The organism is Sulfitobacter pontiacus, assembly GCF_040790665.1.
In the GTDB taxonomy this organism is placed as follows: domain Bacteria; phylum Pseudomonadota; class Alphaproteobacteria; order Rhodobacterales; family Rhodobacteraceae; genus Sulfitobacter; species Sulfitobacter pontiacus.
Map to the genome: position 1 here is coordinate 356,814 of NZ_CP160849.1, position 19,101 is coordinate 375,914.

Here is a 19,101-nt window from a genome sequence, read left to right on the forward strand (position 1 = left end):
CGTGGCGTGTAAAGGGTCAGAACGGCATCGGATGCGCTTTATGCGCGGCATCCAGATCGGCCATCACCTCGTCATCCAGATGCAGGTCGATCCCGCCGAGGATCACCTCGAGCTGGTCAAGCGAGGTCGCGCCAAAGATCACCGAGGTCATGAAGGGCCGCTGGCGCGTGAAGGCCAAGGACATCTGCACCGGATCCAGCCCGTGTTTCTGCGCGATCTGCAAATAGGCGTCCACCGCATCGAACACGCGATCCGTTTTGCGCCCGCCCAGATCCCCATTGATCGCCATGCGCGACCCTTCGGGTAGCGCGCCATTCTGGTATTTGCCGGTCAGCAGCCCCGCCGCAAGCGGAGAATACGACAGCATCCCGATATCTTCGTTGTGGCATGTTTCGGCCACGTCGGTATCGGCGATGCGCGCCAGCAGCGAATATTCGTTCTGGACCGAAACGGCACGCGGGCCGCCCGTGCGTTCGGCGGCATTCACCCATTGGGTCAGCCCCCAAGCGCTTTCGTTGCTCAACCCGAAGGCGCGGATGGTGCCGCGGGTCACCTCGTCTTGCAGCGCGCCAAGGCAGTCTTCCATATGCGCCATCGTCTCGGCACGGTTCTGCGACGAGGGGTCATACTCCCAGTTCTTGCGGAACATGTAGCTGCCGCGATTGGGCCAATGGAACTGGTAGAGGTCCACATAATCGGTGTTGAGCCGCTTCAGCGATCCTTCAAGCGTGCTGCGGATCGTATCGGGCGAAATCCCCGCGCCGTCACGCACCGGAGCCCCCGCGCCTGAGTGCTTCGTCGCCAGCACAAAGTCGTCGCGCCGTCCGGTCTTGGCGATCCACTGACCGATGATCTCTTCAGTGCGGCCAATGGTTTCCGCCTTGATCGGGTTAACCGGATACATCTCGGCGGTGTCGATAAAGTTGATCCCCGCATCAAGGGCGCGTTCAATCTGCGCATGGCCTTCCTCGGGGGTGTTTTGCGTGCCCCAAGTCATTGAGCCCAGACAGAAATCAGTCACTTCGATACCTGTGTGACCCAGCGTGTTCTTTTGCATTGGAATTCCTCGTTTAGATTTGCGCCTACCCTTTCTGTTCCGCCACGTCACCGCAAGCGCATTTTCCGGGCAGCCACGCCGTGCAAAAGCCGAAGGGTGAAAATTTTCGCGTGACTGTCGCTTTGGCCATTGGTCTTGCCCGAAAATGGGCACAGAGTACCACGATATGCGCCTTCTCATTTCCTTCGCCGCCCTGTTTCTTTCCGTCATTCTGCTGCAACTGTCGTCAGGCGGTGTGGGGCCGTTGGACGTGTTGTCGGGCACGCAACTGGGGTTCACAAACCAGCAGATTGGTCTTTTGGGCTCGGCGCATTTCGTCGGCTTTTTTCTGGGCTGCTGGGGCGCGCCGCGCCTTTTGGGCACCGTCGGGCACAGCCGCGCCTTCGCCGCCTTTACCGCTGCGGGCGCGATTGGGCTGCTGTCGCATATGATGGTGCTGGACCCCTATGCCTGGGCGCTCATGCGGGTCGCGTCCGGGTTCTGCGTCGCCGGATGCTATACGGTGGTCGAAGCATGGTTGCAGGCCAAGGTCACAAACGAGACGCGGGGCCGCACCATGGGGGCCTACCGTGTGGTTGATACCAGCGGGTCACTGGCAGCGCAGATGATCATCGGCGTGCTCGCGCCCGCGTCCTACGTGTCCTACAACCTGTTGGCGATCCTGTGCTGTGCCGCGCTGATCCCGCTGGTGCTGACCCGCCTGCCCCAACCCGAAACCCCCGAAAAAGGGCGGCTGCGCCCCAAGCTCGCGATTGATCGATCCCCGCTGGCCGTCGCCGCCGTCGTTGTCGCAGCCCTGTCCAGCGCGTCCTTCCGGATGGTCGGGCCGATCTATGGGCAAGAGGTCGGGCTGACCGCCGGTCAGATCGCGTGGTTCCTGTCGGCTTTCGTGCTGGGGGGCGCTTTGGCGCAGTTCCCCGTCGGCTGGCTGGCCGATAAATTCGACCGCCGCTGGGTGCTGATCTGGCTGTCGGCTGCATCAATGCTTAGCTGCGCGGTCACCGTGATGTCGGCGGGCATGGGCACGCAGGCGATCTTCCTTGCCGCGACCTTTTTTGGCCTCACGACCTTTCCGATCTATTCCGTCGCGGCGTCCCACGCCCATGACTTTGCCAGCAGCTCGGAACGGGTAGAGCTTTCGGCGGCGCTGATGTTCTGGTTCGCGGTCGGGGCGATCTTTGCGCCCTACATCGCCTCGGTGCTGATCGAAGGCTTTGGCCCCGCGGCGCTGTTTACCATGATCTCGGTCGGGCACGGGGTGCTGGTGCTTTTTGGGCTGACGCGGATGCGCGCCCGCCCTACGGCTACAAAACGCACCCCCTATGTCTATGCGCCGCGCACATCCTTTACCATCGGCCGCCTGATGCGTCGCAGCCGCGAACGCGACGCCCCCTAGCCCTTGCCCCGCCGCTGCGCTAGAGACGTGCAAAAGCAGTTTCGGGGTCCAAGTCATGACGCGCCACCTTATCACCTCCGCCATTCCGTACATCAACGGGATCAAACATCTGGGCAACCTTGTGGGCAGCCAGCTGCCCGCCGATCTATACGCCCGCTATCAGCGCGGGCGCGGCCACGAGGTGTTGTTTCTCTGCGCGACGGATGAACATGGCACGCCCGCTGAACTGGCTGCTGCCAAAGCAGGTAAACCGGTGGCGGAATACTGCGCCGAGATGCACGAGGTTCAGGCCCGCATCGCGGAAGGGTTCGGCCTGTCCTTCGATCACTTTGGCCGATCCTCCAGTGCGCAGAACAAGGCGCTGACCCAACATTTTGCCGCAGCGCTTTATGATCAGGGCCTGATTGAGGAAGTGGAACAGCGCCAGATCTACTCCGAGACCGACGGGCGGTTCCTGCCCGACCGCTATGTCGAAGGCACCTGCCCCAACTGCGGGTTCGAGGATGCCCGCGGCGACCAATGTGACAATTGCACCAAACAGCTAGACCCCGAAGACCTGATCAACCCGCGATCAACCGTTTCCGGTGCCACCGACCTCGAGATGCGCGCGACCAAGCATCTGTTCCTGCGTCAATCGCAGATGAAGGACAAGCTGGACGAATGGATCAACAGCAAGGCCGACTGGCCCGTGCTGACCACCTCCATTGCAAAGAAATGGCTGCATGACGGTGACGGGCTGCAGGACCGTGGTATCACGCGCGATCTGGACTGGGGTGTGCCTGTCAAACGCGGCGACGCCGATTGGCCGGGGATGGAGGGCAAGGTCTTTTATGTCTGGTTCGACGCGCCTATCGAATACATCGCCTGCGCGCAGGAATGGGTCGATGCGGGCAAGGGGTCGGATTGGGAAAGCTGGTGGCGCACCGACAAAGGCGCCGACGACGTGCGCTATACCCAGTTCATGGGCAAGGACAACGTCCCCTTCCACACGCTCAGCTTCCCTGCAACGATCATGGGCTCGCAAGAGCCGTGGAAGTTGGTCGACTACATCAAATCGTTCAACTACCTCAACTATGACGGCGGCCAGTTCTCGACCTCGCGCGGGCGTGGGGTGTTCATGGATCAGGCGCTGGAAATCCTGCCAGCGGACTACTGGCGCTGGTGGCTACTGTCCCATGCGCCTGAAACCTCGGATGCGGAGTTCACGTGGGAGAATTTCCAGTCCTCCGTGAACAAGGATCTGGCAGATGTCTTGGGCAACTTTATCAGCCGCATCACCAAATTCTGCCGCTCGAAATTCAGCGAAGACGTGCCAGCGGCGGGCGAATACGGGCCTGAAGAACACGCGCTGATCGCGGATCTAACCGAGCGGGTAGCCCGCTATCAAACCGCGATGGAGGCGATGGAGGTCCGCAAATCCGCCGCCGAACTGCGGGCGATCTGGGCTGCGGGGAACGAATACCTGCAAGCACAGGCCCCTTGGACCACCTTCAAGACAGACCCCGACAAAGCCGCGGCGCAGGTGCGTTTGGCGCTGAACCTGATCCCGCTTTACGCGGTCTTGTCTGCGCCGTTCATCCCGACGGCCGCCGCCAGCATGCTTGACAGTATGAAGGTGGAAAACGCCGCATGGCCGGATGATGTGCCCGCCGCCTTGGCCCAACTGGCCCCCGGTCATGCTTTCGAGGTGCCAGAGGTGCTATTCGCGAAAATCACCGACGACCAGCGCGACGAATGGGCCGAAAAATTCGCAGGCGTGCGCAGCTGATCTGCCAATGCTCCACCGTCTGACCAGACCGAAAACGATCAAAGGCCAGCGCATCGCGCTGGCCTTTGATTTAGCCCCACCAGAGAACCCTGAACGGCGTTCAGGCCGCCAGCAACGGCAAACGGAACGCAAATGTGGTAAGACCGTCATCGCAGGTCACATCGATCTGACCGCTATGCGCCACCGCGATGGAAGATGCGATATGCAGGCCAAGCCCCAGCCCCTCGCCCTTGGTCTGGTCGCCACGTTGGTAGGGTTGAAACAGCTTTTGCTTCAGGCTCTCGGGGATCGGCGTGCCGCGGTTGGCAACGGAAATCACGGCCTCCGCCTCGCTGACGCGCCCGTGCACTGCGACCTCGCTGCCGTCATCGGCATAGCGCACGGCGTTCGATAGCAGATTCGACACCGCCTGCGCCACGCGCGCGGCATCGCAGCTGACGGGGCGGTCAAAGTCCAGATCGACGGTGATCTTGTGATCGGGTGCTGAGGCGCGCACCTCTTCGACCACGTGGTTCAACGCATCCTCCAGCCCCGCGTCCGGCGTGGCCGAGATGCGGATACCGCCGCCCAACCGCGATTTTGCGTGCAGCATGATATTGTCGATAAGCTCGCTCATCCGGTGGATAGAACTCCCCATCAGCGGCAGAATTTTCCGCGCCTTGTCTGACAGCGGCTCCTTGTCGAGCTGGCGCACACCTGCGTTCAGCGCCGCGACCGAATTGCGCAGGTCATGGCCCAAGACGGCGACGAACTCCTCTTGCACGGCGGCCATCTGGCGTTCGTGCTCTACCAATCGCTCCTGCGCCTCAAGCCGCTCTTCGGTCTCCAGACTGCGCCCGATGATATCGGCAAACATCTCGAGCATGGCCACAACGCGGGGATGTTTGACGTCGCGCGGTTCGGTATCGATGGCGCAGAGGGTGCCAAAGAACGACCCGTTGCTCCGGAAGATCGGGATGGAGGCATAGCTGACGATGCCGAATTGCGCGGCAATCGGATGGTTGCGATAGACGTCATCCGTGGCGACATCGTTGAACATCACCTTCTCGGAGGTCTCGCGCACCGACTGGCAGAAGGTCTGGTCGATCCCGATCTCGTCGCCTTCGGACAAGCCAAAGTTCACCTCGTCCACCGTGCGACAGGCAACCCAGCGATCGGTCGTCACCCGCGCCACAGCAGCAAAGCGCATATCCGTCGCCAGCATTACCGTTTCCAGCAACGTCCCCACAGTTTCGCTTGCCGCGAGCATTTCGATATCTGACTGGAAATCATGCGCACCGGCCAGATAGGCCTCATGATCCTGAATGATCGCGCGCATATTTGTTTCGTCGTCCACCCGATATCCCCCATTTGTTTCGCATCCGCTACCATATGCACAGCCAAGAGCAACGACAATGCCATGATAACCGGCCTGTCACGCTTTTCCGATGCGGGATTTAAGTGGTGGGATGAGTGGTGCGGGCGGTGGGACTCGAACCCACACGGGCACAAGGCCCAACAGATTTTAAGTCTGGTATGTCTACCATTCCATCACGCCCGCAGTGCCGCGCACAATAGCTAGGTTGCGGGCGGTGTAAATGGTCAGATGCAGGGCAGTCGGCATCAAAATCACGATTGGCCCCGCGCGCCTTCGCGGCTTACGCCATGTCCGCGAGCATGATTTCCTTGACCGCTTCCATCGCCACATAGGTAGAGGTGTTGGCGACATAGGGCAGCGTGGTCACCGTTTCGCCCAGAAAACGACGGTAGGCGGCCATGTCACGGGTGCGCACCTTAAGCAGGTAATCAAAGTTCCCTGCGATCATATGGGCCTGTTCGATTTCAGGCACACGGGACACGGCCTCGTTAAAGGCGCGCAGGGCGACCTCGCGGGTGTCTTCCAAACGGACCTCTACGAAAGCCACGTGATCCAGCCCCAGACGGATCGGGTCCAGCAGGGCGCGATACCCCAGAATGACGCCGCTATCCTCAAGCCGTCTTAGCCGCGCTTGGGTGGGGGATTTGGACAGCCCGATCCGTTTGGCGAGGTCAGTGATGCTGATGCGCCCGTCTTCGGCCAGTACCGTCAGAATCGCCGCATCGAAGCGGTCCATTTTAAAGTCGTCGTTTGTCACGCAAGAGGCCCAATAATAAAGCGGTTTACCCACCAAACTGGCCGGAATCAGGAACTAATACTACTATTCCCGAGCTATTCTAGCGCAATTATCAGTTGGAGTACCTCATGGCACGCGATTCTTCCCCTACTTTTCGCCACCAGATTGACGCAGGCACCTACACCGACCAGGACAACGTCTTGCGTGAACTGGTGCGCAATGCGCATCTGTCGCCAGAGGAACGGGTCAAGATCACGCAAGACGCGGCACAGATCGTGCGCGATATCCGCGGCCATACCTCCCCCGGTATCATGGAAGTGTTTCTGGCCGAATACGGTCTGTCCACCGACGAAGGTGTCGCGCTGATGTGCCTTGCCGAAGCGCTGCTGCGTGTGCCCGACGCCGAGACCATCGACGCCTTGATCGAGGACAAGATCGCGCCCTCTGACTGGGGCCGGCATATGGGGCACTCCACCTCGCCGCTGGTGAACGCGTCCACATGGGCCCTGATGCTGACCGGCCGCGTGCTGGACGATGACCAACCCGGCCCCGTGCGCCACCTGCGCGCAGCCATCAAACGTCTGGGCGAACCGGTGATCCGCACCGCCGTCAGCCGCGCGATGAAGGAAATGGGCCGCCAGTTTGTTCTGGGCGAGAACATCAACGCCGCGATGGAACGCGCCAAGGGCATGGAGAAGAAGGGCTATACCTATAGCTATGACATGTTGGGCGAAGCCGCGCGCACCGAAAGCGATGCCAAACGCTATCACCTGAGCTACAGTCGCGCGATCTCTGCCATCGCGACGGCCTGCGTGCACAAGGACAGCCGCAAGAACCCCGGCATCTCGGTCAAACTGTCGGCCCTGCATCCGCGCTATGAGGTAGCGCAAGAAGCATCCGTCATGCGTGATCTGGTGCCGCGTCTGCGGGCGCTTGCCTTGCTGGCGAAATCCGCCGGCATGGGGCTGAACGTCGACGCCGAGGAAGCCGACCGTCTGGGCCTTTCGCTGGATGTGATCGAAAAAGTGCTCTCTGAACCTGCGCTGTCGGGTTGGGACGGTTTCGGCATCGTGGTGCAGGCCTATGGCCCCCGCGCCGGTGTGGTCATCGATGCGCTGTATGACATGGCGATCCGCCACGACCGCAAACTGATGGTCCGCTTGGTGAAAGGTGCCTACTGGGACACCGAGATCAAACGCGCACAGGTCAAAGGTGTCGAAGGTTTCCCCGTCTTCACCCAAAAAGCTGCGACCGATGTGTCCTATATCGCCAACGCGCGCAAACTGCTGAACATGACCGACCGGATCTATCCGCAGTTCGCCACCCATAACGCGCATACGGTCGCCGCCGTACTGCATATGGCCGAGGATAAAGAGAAGTTCGAATTCCAACGTCTGCACGGCATGGGCGAAACCCTTCATAACATCGTGATGGACAAGCATGGCACCCATTGTCGCGTCTACGCCCCCGTGGGCGCACATGCCGATCTGCTGGCCTATCTTGTGCGACGCCTGTTGGAAAACGGCGCGAACTCAAGCTTTGTGAACCAGATCGTCGACGAAGACGTCGCCCCCGAGGTCGTCGCTGCCGACCCCTTCGATAGCCTCGCGGAAAGCGGTTTGCACATCCCCACCGGGCCCGAGCTTTACGCCCCTGCGCGCGTGAACTCGATGGGGTTCGATCTGATGCATACGCCGACGCTGGATGTGATCGAATCCGCCCGCGCGCCGTGGAAAGCCCACCGTTGGGCCGCCGTGCCCCTGTTGAACGGCGAGGCAAAGCCCAAGAAATCGGCACGCCTGATGAACCCTGCTGCCTCTGGCCGCAGCCCCGGCACCGTGCGCAACGCGTCCGAGGCCGATGTCGCCAAAGCGTTGGACAATGCCGCCGTCTGGGACACCCCGCTAGAGGAACGCCGCGAGGTCCTGTTGCGCGCAGCCGATATGCTGGAATCGCACTACGGCGAGATTTTCGCCCTGCTGTCGCGCGAGGCCGGCAAAGGCCTGCCCGACTGCGTGGCAGAACTGCGCGAGGCGGTGGATTTCCTGCGCTACTACGCACAGCAGGCGACCAACACGCCCCCCGCTGGCATTTTCACCTGCATCTCGCCGTGGAACTTCCCGCTGGCGATCTTCTGCGGGCAGGTCAGCGCGGCACTGGCTGCGGGCAATGCGGTGCTGGCCAAGCCAGCGGAACAGACCCCGCTGATCGCCTTCCTTGCCGTGACCTTGCTGCATGATGCCGGCGTGCCCCGTCACGCGTTGCAATTGCTGCCCGGCGGTGGCGAAGTCGGCGCGGCGCTGACCTCGGACAAACGGATCAACGGTGTGGCCTTCACCGGATCTACCGCCACAGCGCTGCGCATCCGGTCCGCGATGGCTGAACATTGTGACCCCGGTGCAATTCTGATCGCGGAAACGGGGGGGCTGAACGCCATGATCGTCGACAGCACCGCCCTGCCCGAACAGGCCGTGCAATCGGTTGTCGAAAGCGCCTTCCAATCTGCCGGGCAACGCTGTTCTGCCCTGCGCTGTCTCTATATTCAGGAAGACATCGCCGAAGATGTGATCGAGATGCTGGAAGGCGCGATGGACGCGCTGGTCATGGGCAACCCTTGGGACATCTCGACCGACGTGGGCCCCGTGATCGACGAGACCGCGCAAAAAGGCATCGCCGAGCATATCGAGACCGCCCGCGCCGAGGGCCGGATCATCGCCGAGCTGACCGCCCCCACCGTCGGCACTTTCATCGCGCCGACAATGATCCGCGTGAACGGGATCGCGGATCTGGAGCGCGAGATTTTCGGCCCCGTCCTGCACATCGCCACGTTCAAGGCGACCGAACTCGACAAGGTCATCGACGCGATCAATGCCACAGGCTACGGGCTGACCTTCGGGCTGCACACCCGCATCGATGACCGGGTGCAGCATGTCTCGGAACGGATCGAGGCGGGCAACATATACGTCAACCGCAACCAGATCGGCGCGATCGTCGGCAGCCAGCCCTTCGGCGGCGAAGGCCTGTCGGGTACAGGTCCGAAAGCGGGCGGTCCGAACTACCTTCCCCGTTTCAGCGCGCCTGACCTCAAGGTGGTGGAGGACACATGGGACAGCACGCAGAAAGACCTGCCCAAGCTGCCCGGCCACAGTGGGGCCTTTCTTGAAACCATCACGCTGCCGGGGCCTACGGGCGAATCCAACCGGCTCAGCACCCTGCCGCGTCCGGCGCTCTTGTGCATGGGGCCGGGCAAGGACACCGCAGCCGAGCAAGCCCGCGCGGTCACGGCCCTTGGCGGGAATGCGGTAGAACTGTCGGGCAGCATCGACGCGACCGCGCTGACCGATGGGCCAGCCTATGGTGGTGTGCTCTGGTGGGGTGACGAGGCGACCGCGCGCAAACTGGAACAAGCCCTGTCTGAACGCGACGGGTCGATCATCCCGCTGCTGCGCGGGCTTCCAGATACCGCCCGCGTCCGCGCCGAACGCCATGTCTGCGTCGACACCACCGCCTCTGGCGGGAACGCGCAGCTGCTGGGGGCTGCCGGCTGATCTGCCACATGGGCGGGCGTTCCGACGCCCGCCCTTGACCACACCCGCGCAATGGCTAAGGGTCAGCCCATGTTCCCCATTCGCGATCACAACCCGTCCGGCCGCACGCCCTATGTCACCTATCTGCTGATGGCGGTGAATATCGGCGTTTTCCTCAGCTATGTCGGGCTGTTCAGCGACGACCGCGCGCTCAATATCTTCTTCTTCGACTGGGCGCTCATCCCCGGCCGCGTTACCACGGGGGATGGCTATACCGGCATCCTCACCTCGATGTTCCTGCATGGCGGCTGGATGCATCTCGCGGGTAACATGCTGTTTCTCTACATCTTTGGCGACAATATAGAGGACGAGATGGGCCACGGTGCCTATCTGCTATTCTATCTCGCCTGCGGGCTGCTGTCGGCGCTGGCCCATGTGATCTCTGCCCCCTATTCGCCGGTCCCGACAGTCGGGGCATCGGGCGCGATTGCGGGGGTGATGGGCGGCTATCTGTTGCTTTACCCCAAAGCCAAGGTCGACATCCTGATCATCTTTATCGTGTTCTTCCGCATCTTCCCGATCCCCGCATGGATCATGCTGGGCTTGTGGCTGGGGATGCAGTTTATCGGTGGCGTCGGGGCGGACCCGACCGTGGGCGGTGTCGCCTACTGGGCGCACGCGGGCGGATTTATCGTGGGGATGGTGCTGACCATTCCGCTGTGGCTGCGCTTGGGCGGGCCGCGCTTCTGGTCGGCCACGGACGGCCACCCGCCGCACCCGCAAGCGACCTACCCCACCTCCGCCAGCCGTATCCCGAAAGTGAAACGAAAATGACCGCCAGCACCCATAGCGCGACCTGTCACTGCGGCAGCGTCACCCTGACCGCCACCCTACCAGAGGGACTCTCCTCTGCCACACGCTGCACCTGTTCCTTTTGCCGCCGCCGCGCGGCACCGGCGGTGACGGCGCTCACCAGCACGCTCAAGGTGACCAAAGGGGCCGAGCATCTGACGCTCTACACCTGGGGCACCCATACGGCGAAACATTACTTCTGCAAGATCTGTGGCATCTACATGTACCACCAGCGTCGATCCGACCCCGCGCAATGCGGCGTCAATCTGGGGTGTCTCGACGGGGCCGCGCCCTGGACGCAGGAACCGATCCCCTACACCGACGGTATCAACCACCCGTCAGACAAATAGCCGACGGGCGCTTCCAAATGGTTTAAATCCTCGCCGAAGGCATCCCGCCCTCGGCCACAGGATCACCCGCGTGCAATTTTTGAAAATCCGCTGAACAATGCCTCATTCGCGCAGACGATCTCGCCATCGTCCAGGATGTTGCCCTCGGGGTTCAGCGGCTCGACCATGCCGCCTGCTTCGCGCACGATCAACATGCCCGCTGCCAGATCCCATTTGTTCAACCGGCGCTCCCAGTAGCCATCATAGCGACCAGCGGCCACATAGGCCAGATCCAGCGCGGCAGAGCCCCAGCGACGCACACCGGCGCAGACCGGCAAGATGCGGCCCAGATCACGCAGGGTGTCCGGCAAATCTCCGCGACCGCCAAAGGGCAGACCGGTGGCAAAAACCGATTCAATCATCCGCGAACGGCCCGAGACACGCAAACGGCCTTCGTTCATCCAGGCACCGGTGCCTTTTTCGGCAAAGAACATCTCGTCCTTGGCGGGATCAAAGACGACGCCCGCGACGATCTGGCCTTTATGCTCCAGCGCGATGGAGACCGCCCAATGGGGCAGACCGTGCAAAAAGTTCGTTGTCCCGTCCAGCGGATCGACGATCCAGCGGCGTGTGGGGTCTTGGCCCTCTTCCTCACCACCCTCTTCGGCCAGCCAGCCATAGGTCGGGCGTGCGCCCATCAGTTCGGCCTTGAGCGTCTTTTCCGCCTGAATATCGGCGCGGCTGACAAAGTCGCCGGCCCCCTTCATGGACACCTGAAGGTTCTCGACCTCACGGAAATCCTTGACCAACCCGCGCCCCGCTCGGCGGGCCGCCTTGATCATGATGTTTAGATTTGCACTGCCAACCATATTTCCGTGTCCTTTGATGGATCAGGCCGTGCGTATAAGCCCCCATGCCGGATTTGCCAAGGGGGCAGCGGCATCTGACGCAACGTGGCGCGCGCGGTTGCCTTGCTTGCCTTCGATTTCCATATAACGTGCCAGAAACATTGCTAAGGAGGAAAGCAAAATGTCCGACCAGATGAAACGAATTGTGCTTGCATCGCGCCCTGACGGGGCCCCGACAGCCGATAACTTCCGCCTTGAAGAAGGGCCCGTGCCCACCCCCGGCGACGGCGAAGTGCTGGTCCGTGTGAAATACATGTCGCTTGACCCCTATATGCGTGGCCGCATGGACGACGCGAAATCCTATGCGGCCCCGGTGCCTGTCGGCGGCACGATGGAGGGCGGTTCGGTCGGGGAGGTCATCGCCTCCAACAGCCCCGACTTCAAACCCGGCGATCATGCGTTCGGGATGCTGGGCTGGGCCACACATGGCGTGCTGCCTGCGAACCAACTGCGCAAGGTCGATCCGGATCAGGTGTCGATCACCACGTCGCTTGGTGTTCTGGGCATGCCCGGATTTACCGGCTGGCAAGGTTTGATGGAATATGGTCGCCCGAAGGAGGGTGAAACACTCGTCGTCGCGGCGGCAACGGGTCCGGTCGGCTCGATGGTTGGCCAGGTCGCCAAGTCGCACGGGTTGCGCGTCGTGGGCATTGCAGGCGGCGCGGACAAATGCGCCATGGCCAAGGACCACTTTGGCTTTGACGAATGCATCGACCACCGCGCCTATGACGACGCGAAATCCCTGCGCGCCGCGTTGAAAGACGCCTGCCCCAAGGGGATCGACATCTATTTTGAAAACGTCGGTGGCAAAGTGCTTGAGGCCGTGATCCCGATGATGAACCCGCATGGGCGCATCCCGATCTGCGGTATGATCGCGTGGTATAACGCCGGTGGTCTGGGTGCTGGTGCCGCCGAAGAGGCGCTGACCGCGCCGAAACTCTGGCGCACGATCCTTGTGAACTTCCTCAGCGTGAACGGCTTCATCATCTCGAACCACTGGAACAACTTCCCCAAGTTCCTCAAGGAAGTGGCCCCCAAGGTCGCCGACGGCACCATTGCGGTGAAAGAGGACATTACCGAGGGTCTGGAAAACGCGCCACAAGCGTTCATGGACCTGTTGACCGGTGGCAACCAAGGCAAGGCCATCGTCAAGGTTGGCTAACACCCTACCGGCGGGGGCGTCCGCGCCCCTGCCCTTCTTCGCATGAATGCGAGCCCCCCCCGCCCCCTTGAAAAACACCGCGTCACGTGTCATATATTTTACGACACATGACGAAAAGGAGTTCAGCTATGGGTGCGACGGCCTTTCAATCCGACAGCAGTGCAATCCCCCTGATCGACGTGGATGCAGAGGACGCCGTGCGTGCGTTCCATCTGCTGGGCGGGCGCAAGGTGATCAACCAGACGGTGCGCAACTCGCTTGATGCGCATGATGTGATCGTCAAAGGCATTTCCTCGAAAGCGCTGCTGCATCTGGTCGATACCGTGTCGGTGTTGTCCTCGGGCGATGCGTTGAACAAGGCGATCGGGATGAGCCTGCGCACGCTTCAGCGCAAGAAAGCCGACAAGGGCAAGGACCGTCTGTCCCCCGAACAAAGCAGCCGCGCGTGGCGCTTTGCCGAGCTGCTGGCACAGGCGACGGATGTCTTGGGCGATCAGGACGCCGCAGAGGCATGGATGCTGGCCCCTGCCATCGGCCTTGATAACCGCCGCCCGATTGACCTGCTGTCGTCGGCAGCGGGAGCGGAAGCCGTTGAAAACGCGCTCACCCGGATGGAGTACGGGGTCTACGCTTGACCCCTTTGCCCCCGCCGCTTGGGACGGGCGAGCTGCGGTTTTGGCGGCTGGATCAACGGCAGCATGCGCCCACATGGCACAGCGGCGAAGGGGCTTACCGCGTCGGTGGACGCTGGAACAGCAGCGGTGTGCGGGCGGTCTATACCGCGCTCGACCCTGCCACCGCGATCCTCGAGGTTGCGGTGCACAAGGGGTTCAAGGCGCTGGACACCGCGCATCACGTGCTGACATCGGGCCGTGTGATCGACCCGACGACGGTGCACATGGTGCAAGCCGCGGATGTCCCCAACCCGAACTGGCTGGTGCCCGGTGCCCATGGTGCGGGGCAAAAGGGATTTGGCGACGCGCTGCTGCGCGATCACCTGTTTGTGCTGATCCCGTCAACGGTATCGCGGCACAGCTGGAACCTGATCTTTGACGCCCAAAAGGCAGCCGATCACTACGACGATGTGGTGCAGGAAGACTTCGCGCTCGACCCGCGGCTGCACCGCTAAGGGCAGCAGCGATCAGGCCCGCTGCAGTTTGCGCGCCTCTTCCCCTGCCAACCCCAAGAGCTTGGTCATAAACGGTTTCTCCAGATCATCCTCGCGTACCGCCGCATAAAGCCTGCGGGTGATGCCGTTCTCGGTCAGCGGACGGGTGACGTAATCATTGCTGTATTTTACCTCGCGCACGACCCAATCGGGCAGCACCGACACGCCCCTGTTCGACGCGACCAGCAGCAGGATCACCGCCGTAAGCTCCACCTGCCGGATCGCCAGCGGTTCGACCTTGGCGGGGATCAAGAGCTGGCTGAACACATCCAGACGGGTCCGTTCCACCGGATATGTAATCAGCGTCTCGCCCCTGAAATCCGCCGCTTCAACATAGGGCTTCTGCGCCAAGGGATGCGTGCTGGAGGCGACAAAGACCGCCTTGTAATCAAACAGCTCGACGAATTTCACGCCCGGCAGTTCCTCGGGGTCGGAAGATACCACCAGATCGACCTCTTCGCGCAGCAAGGCAGGCAAGGCGTCAAAGGCCAGACCGGGACGGATATCCACATCCACATCGGGCCAGCTTTTGCGGAATTGTTCGAGCACGGGGAACAGCCATTCGAAGCAGGCGTGACATTCGATCGCGATATGCATGCGGCCTGTGCTGCCCGCGCGCAGACCCATAAATTCGGCCTGCGCTGCTTCAAGCTGCGGCAAGACCTGCTGCGCCAACTTAAGCAACCGCAACCCGGCAGGCGACAATTTCAGCGGTTTGGACCGGCGCACGAACAGTTCCACGCCAGCCTGATCCTCCAACCCCTTTACCTGATGGGACAGGGCTGATTGGGTGATGTTCATCGTCTCTGCCGCGCGGGCCAGCCCGCCTGCTTCGTGAATCGCCTGAATGGTGCGCAGGTGACGGAACTCGATATGCATATGAGGCGTTCCTCATGTTGAAAATGAAAGTTATGAGTTTGTTTCACAACCGCATCTGTGCGACAAGAGACGAAAGCTAAAAACAGGATCGTAAAAATGACCAGTCCCGCCGTTTCATTCGAAGTCTTCCCGCCCAAATCCGTGGACGCGTCGTTCCGTCTTTGGGACACGGCGCAGGCCCTGGCACCGCTGGCCCCACGTTTCTTTTCCGTGACCTACGGTGCAGGCGGGTCTACCCGCGACCTGACCCATGATTCTGCCCATGTGCTGCGCCGCACCTCTGGCCTGCCGGTTGCCGCGCATCTGACCTGCGTGGGGGCCAGCAAGGCCGAAACGCTTGAGGTCGCCGACAGCTTTGCCGAGATCGGCGTGACCGATATTGTCGCCCTGCGCGGGGATCCCGAAAACGGTGCGCCGACCTTCACGCCCCACGCGGACGGCTTTGCCGACAGTGTCGAGCTGATCGAGGCGCTGGCAAAGACCGGCAAGTTCACCCTGCGCGTCGGGGCCTACCCCGAACCGCACCCCGAATCCCACGATCAGGCGCAGAACGTCGAATGGCTGAAACGCAAATTCGATGCTGGCGCGGACGAGGCGATCACCCAGTTCTTCTTCGAGACCGAAACATTCCTGCGCTTCCGCGACGCCTGTGCCGCGGCGGGGATCACCAAGACGATCACCCCGGGCATCATGCCGGTGACAAACTGGAAATCGGCGCGCAACTTTGCCACCCGCTGCGGGGCCAGCGTGCCAGCCGCACTGGACGAAGCCTATGCCGCCGCGATCCGCGATGACCGCCACGATCTGCTGTCCACCGCGCTCTGCACCGAAATGTGCAGCGAGCTGGTGTCGGAAGGTGTCGAGAACCTGCACTTCTACACGCTCAACCGGCCCGAGCTGACCCGCGCTGTCTGTCGTGCCCTTGGGGTGACGGCGCAAACATCGCTGTCCGACGTGGCGTAAAACCACCGCACAACTTGCCCTTGGGTCAAGAACAGAACAGTCTTCTCCGGCATTCAACTGCCGGAGATTTTTTATGCCACGCCTCGCCGAAACACCCGAAGATTTGCTGAGCCAATCCGAAGCGCTCTCTCTCAGCGGGTTGGAATTCATGCAGAAGATCCTGGACGGCACCAACCCCGGCCCGCCCATTGGCGGCACCTTGGGCTATGCGCTGCATGACGTGTCCGAGGGCCGCGCGGTATTTCGCGGCACGCCCGAATTCAACGTGACCAACCCGATGGGGACCGTCCATGGGGGCTGGTACGGCACCTTGCTCGATTCCGCGATGGCCTGCGCCGTGATGACCAAAGTCCCGCGCGGGTCGGTTTATACGACCCTGGAATACAAGATTAACATTCTGCGTTCGATCCCCTTGGGCATGCAGATCGACTGCATCGGCACGACCGATCACGTGGGTCGTTCTACCGGTGTCGCACATGGCGAAATTCGCGGGGTCGAGGATGGCAAGCTGTATGCCACCGGTTCAACCACCTGCATCGTGATGAAGATCACGGGCTAAAGCACTGCCTCGGGGCGCGTGATGCGCCCCGAGGCAAGCCAAGCTCACTCTGCCGCGATGGCGCTGTCGTTCAGCAAGGCCCAGACCTTATGCGGTGTGAACGGCATGTCGGCCTGACGCACGCCACGCTCCCACAGGGCATCCTGTACCGCGTTCGACACGGCCGCCAATGCGCCCACGGTCCCCGCCTCGCCACAGCCCTTCATCCCCATCAGGTTCGCCGTAGATGGCACGGGTTCGGAGTTGAAGGACACGAACGGCACATCCGCCGCGCGCGGGATCGCGTAATCCATGAAAGAGGCCGTCAGCAGCTGGCCGTCTTCGTCATAGACCACATGCTCCTGAATAGCCTGGCCGATGCCCTGCACCACCCCGCCATGCACCTGACCTTCGGCCAGCATCGGGTTGATCAGATTGCCAAAATCATCCACCACCGTATAGCGGTCGACGGTCACAACGCCTGTTTCGGGGTCGATCACCACCTCGGACACATGGGCCCCGTTGGGATAGCTGCGCCCCGGCAAGGTCGCCCGTTCGTGGTGCACCAGCAGATCGTCGCGGCCTTTCTGGCGGGCCATCTCGGCGACTTCCAGCATGGTGGGGGTCATGTTCGACCCGTCCGCGCGGAAGCGTTCGTCGTCAAAGCTGATCTGCGCCGCCGGCACGCCCATTTCGTCAGACAGAAAGGCGGTGAAAGCTTCGGTCATCTTGGCCACCGTCGCCAGCGTTGCCGTGCTTTGCGTGGTGACAGAGCGCGAGCCGCCGGTCCCGCCGCCCTGTTTGATCAGATCGCTATCGCCTTGAATAACGTGGATCAATTCAGCCGGGATCCCGGTCTGATCCGATAGGAATTGCGCATAGACGGTTTCATGCCCCTGTCCGTTCGATTGAGTGCCAACATAGATGAACACGGTGCCGTCTTCGTTGAACGCGACCTTGGCCCCCTCTGCCGGATCGCCAAGGATGCTTTCGATGTAATAGCAAAGCCCCTGCCCGCGCAGCAGCCCCTTGGCCGCATCCGCCGACTTGCGCGCTGCAAAGCCATCATGATCCGCCTCGACGGCGACGCGGGACAGCAAGCGGTTGAATTCACCCACATCGTAAAGCTCGCCCGTGGCAGAGGTATAGGGAAACTGTTCAGGCTTGATAAAGTTGATCCGGCGCAGTTCCCACGGGTCGACGCCCAACTCGCGCGCGGCGCGGTCCATCAAGCGCTCCAGCACATAAATCGCCTCGGGTCGACCGGCACCACGATAGGCATCGGTCTGCACCGTGTTGGTGTAATAGCCTTCGACCTGCAGCCATGTGGTCTGCACATCATAGACACCCATCAAGACCTTGCTGAACAGCAGCGCCTGGATGGGCTGGCCGAACTGGCTGTTATAGGCCCCGAGGTTGCATTTGGTGCGGACGCGGTAGGCCGTGATCTTGTTGTTTTCGTCAAAGGCGAATTCCGCAAGCGAGGTCAGATCGCGCCCGCCATTGTCGCTGAGCATGGCTTCGGTCCGGTCCGACATCCAGCGCACCGGACGCCCCAAGGCCCGCGCCGCCTGCGCAACCGAGAAATATTCGGGATAGGCGGCCGCCTTCATGCCGAAACCGCCGCCTGTGTCGGGGTTTGTGACTTGTACGTGGTCATCATCCAGCCCGAAAACGCGCTTGAGGTTGCCCTTGTGCACCCAGACGCCCTGCCCGTTGTTCGCAAGATGCACCTTGCCGTCGTTCCATTCCGCATAGCAGCCGCGCGGCTCCATCGCGTTGACGATGATACGGTTGTCGCCCACGTTCAGACTGACGGTTTTCGCTGCGGCATCAAATGCCTTTTGCGTCGCCGCCTCGTCGCCCATGCCCCAGTCGAACGCCATGTTGTCCGGCGCTTCGGGGTGCAGCGTCTCGCCGCCCCGCTCCAACGTCATATGGGTGGGCAAATCGTCAACGTCGAATGCGATCAGCTCCGCCGCGTCGCGCGCCTGGTTCAATGTCTCGGCAATCACCACCGCGACGGGCTCTCCCACGAAGCGCACGCGCCCCTTGGCAAGCATCGGACGCAAGGGCTTGGCCCCTTCCGTGCCATCGCGGTTCTGCAACACGGTCGCCGCCATAGAGATATCCATCCCCGCCGCTTCCAGATCCTCGATCGTGAGCACCGCATGCACGCCCTCTGCCTCGACCGCATCTGTGACATCCAGCGTCGTGATCACCCCATGTGCGACGGGCGAGCGGAAGAAATAGGCATGCAGCGCGTCGGTTGGCGCGATGTCATCCACATAGCGCCCCTCGCCGGTCAGAAACCGCACATCCTCGACCCGTTTGACCGGTCGGCTTTTCCCGAATTTTTCCATCTGGCGGCATCCTTTGATCATCATCTTGGTGTTGCGCCCGACCTTAAGCGCCAAACCGGCGATGTCCATACGACGCGGGGCGAAAGCTGGGGCTGCTA

The 19,101-nt window shown here is 61.9% G+C and carries 16 protein-coding genes and 1 tRNA gene; 10 read left to right on the top strand and 7 right to left on the bottom strand.

The genetic code is table 11. The features are described 5' to 3' along the window. Positions 1-16: 16 nt before the first annotated feature. Positions 17-1,057 carry an aldo/keto reductase gene (locus AB1495_RS01650; protein WP_074634588.1) on the bottom strand — a complete coding sequence of 347 codons (1,041 nt, stop codon included), beginning with the start codon at positions 1,055-1,057 and terminating at the stop codon, positions 17-19. Between the two features lie 166 nt (positions 1,058-1,223). Here AB1495_RS01650 and AB1495_RS01655 point away from each other — a divergent pair, with 166 nt between their 5' ends. Both AB1495_RS01655 and metG read left to right on the top strand, forming a co-directional pair. Continuing rightward, complete coding sequence (locus AB1495_RS01655) at positions 1,224-2,453, top strand: MFS transporter (RefSeq protein WP_005849273.1); 1,230 nt, start codon at positions 1,224-1,226, stop codon at positions 2,451-2,453. Between the two features lie 55 nt (positions 2,454-2,508). After that, positions 2,509-4,221, top strand: coding sequence for a methionine--tRNA ligase (metG, locus tag AB1495_RS01660; RefSeq protein ID WP_074634589.1), 1,713 nt, complete (start codon positions 2,509-2,511; stop codon positions 4,219-4,221). A gap of 100 nt (positions 4,222-4,321) precedes the next feature. Here metG and AB1495_RS01665 read toward each other — a convergent pair whose 3' ends face one another. From AB1495_RS01665 to AB1495_RS01675, 3 genes are all read right to left on the bottom strand, one after another. Continuing rightward, positions 4,322-5,557: a GAF domain-containing sensor histidine kinase gene (locus AB1495_RS01665; protein ID WP_074634590.1), complete on the bottom strand. Its 1,236-nt coding sequence runs from the start codon at positions 5,555-5,557 to the stop codon at positions 4,322-4,324. A gap of 117 nt (positions 5,558-5,674) precedes the next feature. Then, positions 5,675-5,761 (bottom strand) — tRNA-Leu (locus AB1495_RS01670). Between the two features lie 97 nt (positions 5,762-5,858). Continuing rightward, positions 5,859-6,314: an Lrp/AsnC family transcriptional regulator gene (locus AB1495_RS01675; protein WP_005849280.1), complete on the bottom strand. Its 456-nt coding sequence runs from the start codon at positions 6,312-6,314 to the stop codon at positions 5,859-5,861. Positions 6,315-6,442: 128 nt separating this feature from the next. Here AB1495_RS01675 and putA point away from each other — a divergent pair, with 128 nt between their 5' ends. From putA to AB1495_RS01690, 3 genes are all read left to right on the top strand, one after another. After that, a complete protein-coding gene (gene putA / locus AB1495_RS01680) occupies positions 6,443-9,862 on the top strand; it encodes a bifunctional proline dehydrogenase/L-glutamate gamma-semialdehyde dehydrogenase PutA (RefSeq protein ID WP_074634591.1) in 3,420 nt (1,139 codons plus the stop codon). A 69-nt stretch (positions 9,863-9,931) separates the two neighbouring features. Next, positions 9,932-10,675: a rhomboid family intramembrane serine protease gene (locus AB1495_RS01685; RefSeq protein WP_005849284.1), complete on the top strand. Its 744-nt coding sequence runs from the start codon at positions 9,932-9,934 to the stop codon at positions 10,673-10,675. Continuing rightward, positions 10,672-11,043 (top strand): GFA family protein, encoded by a 372-nt coding sequence (locus AB1495_RS01690; RefSeq protein ID WP_074634592.1) that lies wholly within the window; start codon positions 10,672-10,674, stop codon positions 11,041-11,043. Before AB1495_RS01685 ends, AB1495_RS01690 begins: the two co-directional genes overlap by 4 nt. A gap of 62 nt (positions 11,044-11,105) precedes the next feature. On the opposite strand, the gene AB1495_RS01695 is transcribed toward AB1495_RS01690, so the two are convergent. Next, a complete protein-coding gene (locus AB1495_RS01695; RefSeq protein ID WP_005849287.1) occupies positions 11,106-11,891 on the bottom strand; it encodes an inositol monophosphatase family protein in 786 nt (261 codons plus the stop codon). A gap of 160 nt (positions 11,892-12,051) precedes the next feature. Here AB1495_RS01695 and AB1495_RS01700 point away from each other — a divergent pair, with 160 nt between their 5' ends. From AB1495_RS01700 to AB1495_RS01710, 3 genes are all read left to right on the top strand, one after another. Beyond that, complete coding sequence (locus tag AB1495_RS01700; RefSeq protein WP_074634593.1) at positions 12,052-13,092, top strand: NADP-dependent oxidoreductase; 1,041 nt, start codon at positions 12,052-12,054, stop codon at positions 13,090-13,092. A 128-nt stretch (positions 13,093-13,220) separates the two neighbouring features. Continuing rightward, a complete protein-coding gene (locus AB1495_RS01705) occupies positions 13,221-13,727 on the top strand; it encodes an antitoxin Xre/MbcA/ParS toxin-binding domain-containing protein (RefSeq protein WP_037963804.1) in 507 nt (168 codons plus the stop codon). Further along, positions 13,724-14,221, top strand: coding sequence for an RES family NAD+ phosphorylase (locus tag AB1495_RS01710; RefSeq protein WP_005849296.1), 498 nt, complete (start codon positions 13,724-13,726; stop codon positions 14,219-14,221). Before AB1495_RS01705 ends, AB1495_RS01710 begins: the two co-directional genes overlap by 4 nt. Positions 14,222-14,233: 12 nt before the next feature. Here the strand turns inward: AB1495_RS01710 and AB1495_RS01715 are convergent, their stop codons facing one another. Next, the gene (locus AB1495_RS01715; RefSeq protein ID WP_005849298.1) at positions 14,234-15,139 is read right to left on the bottom strand and encodes a LysR family transcriptional regulator; all 906 of its coding nucleotides are present in this window, start codon (positions 15,137-15,139) and stop codon (positions 14,234-14,236) included. Between the two features lie 96 nt (positions 15,140-15,235). On the opposite strand from AB1495_RS01715, the gene metF reads away from it, so the two are divergent. Together metF and AB1495_RS01725 are read left to right on the top strand one after the other, a co-directional pair. Beyond that, complete coding sequence (gene metF / locus AB1495_RS01720; protein WP_005849299.1) at positions 15,236-16,102, top strand: methylenetetrahydrofolate reductase [NAD(P)H]; 867 nt, start codon at positions 15,236-15,238, stop codon at positions 16,100-16,102. A gap of 73 nt (positions 16,103-16,175) precedes the next feature. Continuing rightward, the gene (locus AB1495_RS01725; protein ID WP_005849301.1) at positions 16,176-16,661 is read left to right on the top strand and encodes a PaaI family thioesterase; all 486 of its coding nucleotides are present in this window, start codon (positions 16,176-16,178) and stop codon (positions 16,659-16,661) included. Between the two features lie 44 nt (positions 16,662-16,705). Here AB1495_RS01725 and AB1495_RS01730 read toward each other — a convergent pair whose 3' ends face one another. Next, complete coding sequence (locus tag AB1495_RS01730) at positions 16,706-19,003, bottom strand: xanthine dehydrogenase family protein molybdopterin-binding subunit (RefSeq protein ID WP_074634789.1); 2,298 nt, start codon at positions 19,001-19,003, stop codon at positions 16,706-16,708. Positions 19,004-19,101: the final 98 nt, after the last annotated feature.

Excerpts from the sequence above, each read along its gene's own strand:
- AB1495_RS01650 (WP_074634588.1), bottom strand. The coding sequence starts at position 1,057 with ATGCAAAAGAACACGCTGGGTCACACAGGTATCGAAGTGACTGATTTC.
- AB1495_RS01655 (WP_005849273.1), top strand. The coding sequence starts at position 1,224 with ATGCGCCTTCTCATTTCCTTCGCCGCCCTGTTTCTTTCCGTCATTCTG.
- metG (WP_074634589.1), top strand. The coding sequence starts at position 2,509 with ATGACGCGCCACCTTATCACCTCCGCCATTCCGTACATCAACGGGATC.
- AB1495_RS01675 (WP_005849280.1), bottom strand. The coding sequence starts at position 6,314 with ATGGACCGCTTCGATGCGGCGATTCTGACGGTACTGGCCGAAGACGGG.
- putA (WP_074634591.1), top strand. The coding sequence starts at position 6,443 with ATGGCACGCGATTCTTCCCCTACTTTTCGCCACCAGATTGACGCAGGC.
- AB1495_RS01685 (WP_005849284.1), top strand. The coding sequence starts at position 9,932 with ATGTTCCCCATTCGCGATCACAACCCGTCCGGCCGCACGCCCTATGTC.
- AB1495_RS01690 (WP_074634592.1), top strand. The coding sequence starts at position 10,672 with ATGACCGCCAGCACCCATAGCGCGACCTGTCACTGCGGCAGCGTCACC.
- AB1495_RS01695 (WP_005849287.1), bottom strand. The coding sequence starts at position 11,891 with ATGGTTGGCAGTGCAAATCTAAACATCATGATCAAGGCGGCCCGCCGA.
- AB1495_RS01700 (WP_074634593.1), top strand. The coding sequence starts at position 12,052 with ATGTCCGACCAGATGAAACGAATTGTGCTTGCATCGCGCCCTGACGGG.
- AB1495_RS01705 (WP_037963804.1), top strand. The coding sequence starts at position 13,221 with ATGGGTGCGACGGCCTTTCAATCCGACAGCAGTGCAATCCCCCTGATC.
- AB1495_RS01715 (WP_005849298.1), bottom strand. The coding sequence starts at position 15,139 with ATGCATATCGAGTTCCGTCACCTGCGCACCATTCAGGCGATTCACGAA.
- metF (WP_005849299.1), top strand. The coding sequence starts at position 15,236 with ATGACCAGTCCCGCCGTTTCATTCGAAGTCTTCCCGCCCAAATCCGTG.
- AB1495_RS01725 (WP_005849301.1), top strand. The coding sequence starts at position 16,176 with ATGCCACGCCTCGCCGAAACACCCGAAGATTTGCTGAGCCAATCCGAA.
- AB1495_RS01730 (WP_074634789.1), bottom strand. The coding sequence starts at position 19,003 with ATGGAAAAATTCGGGAAAAGCCGACCGGTCAAACGGGTCGAGGATGTG.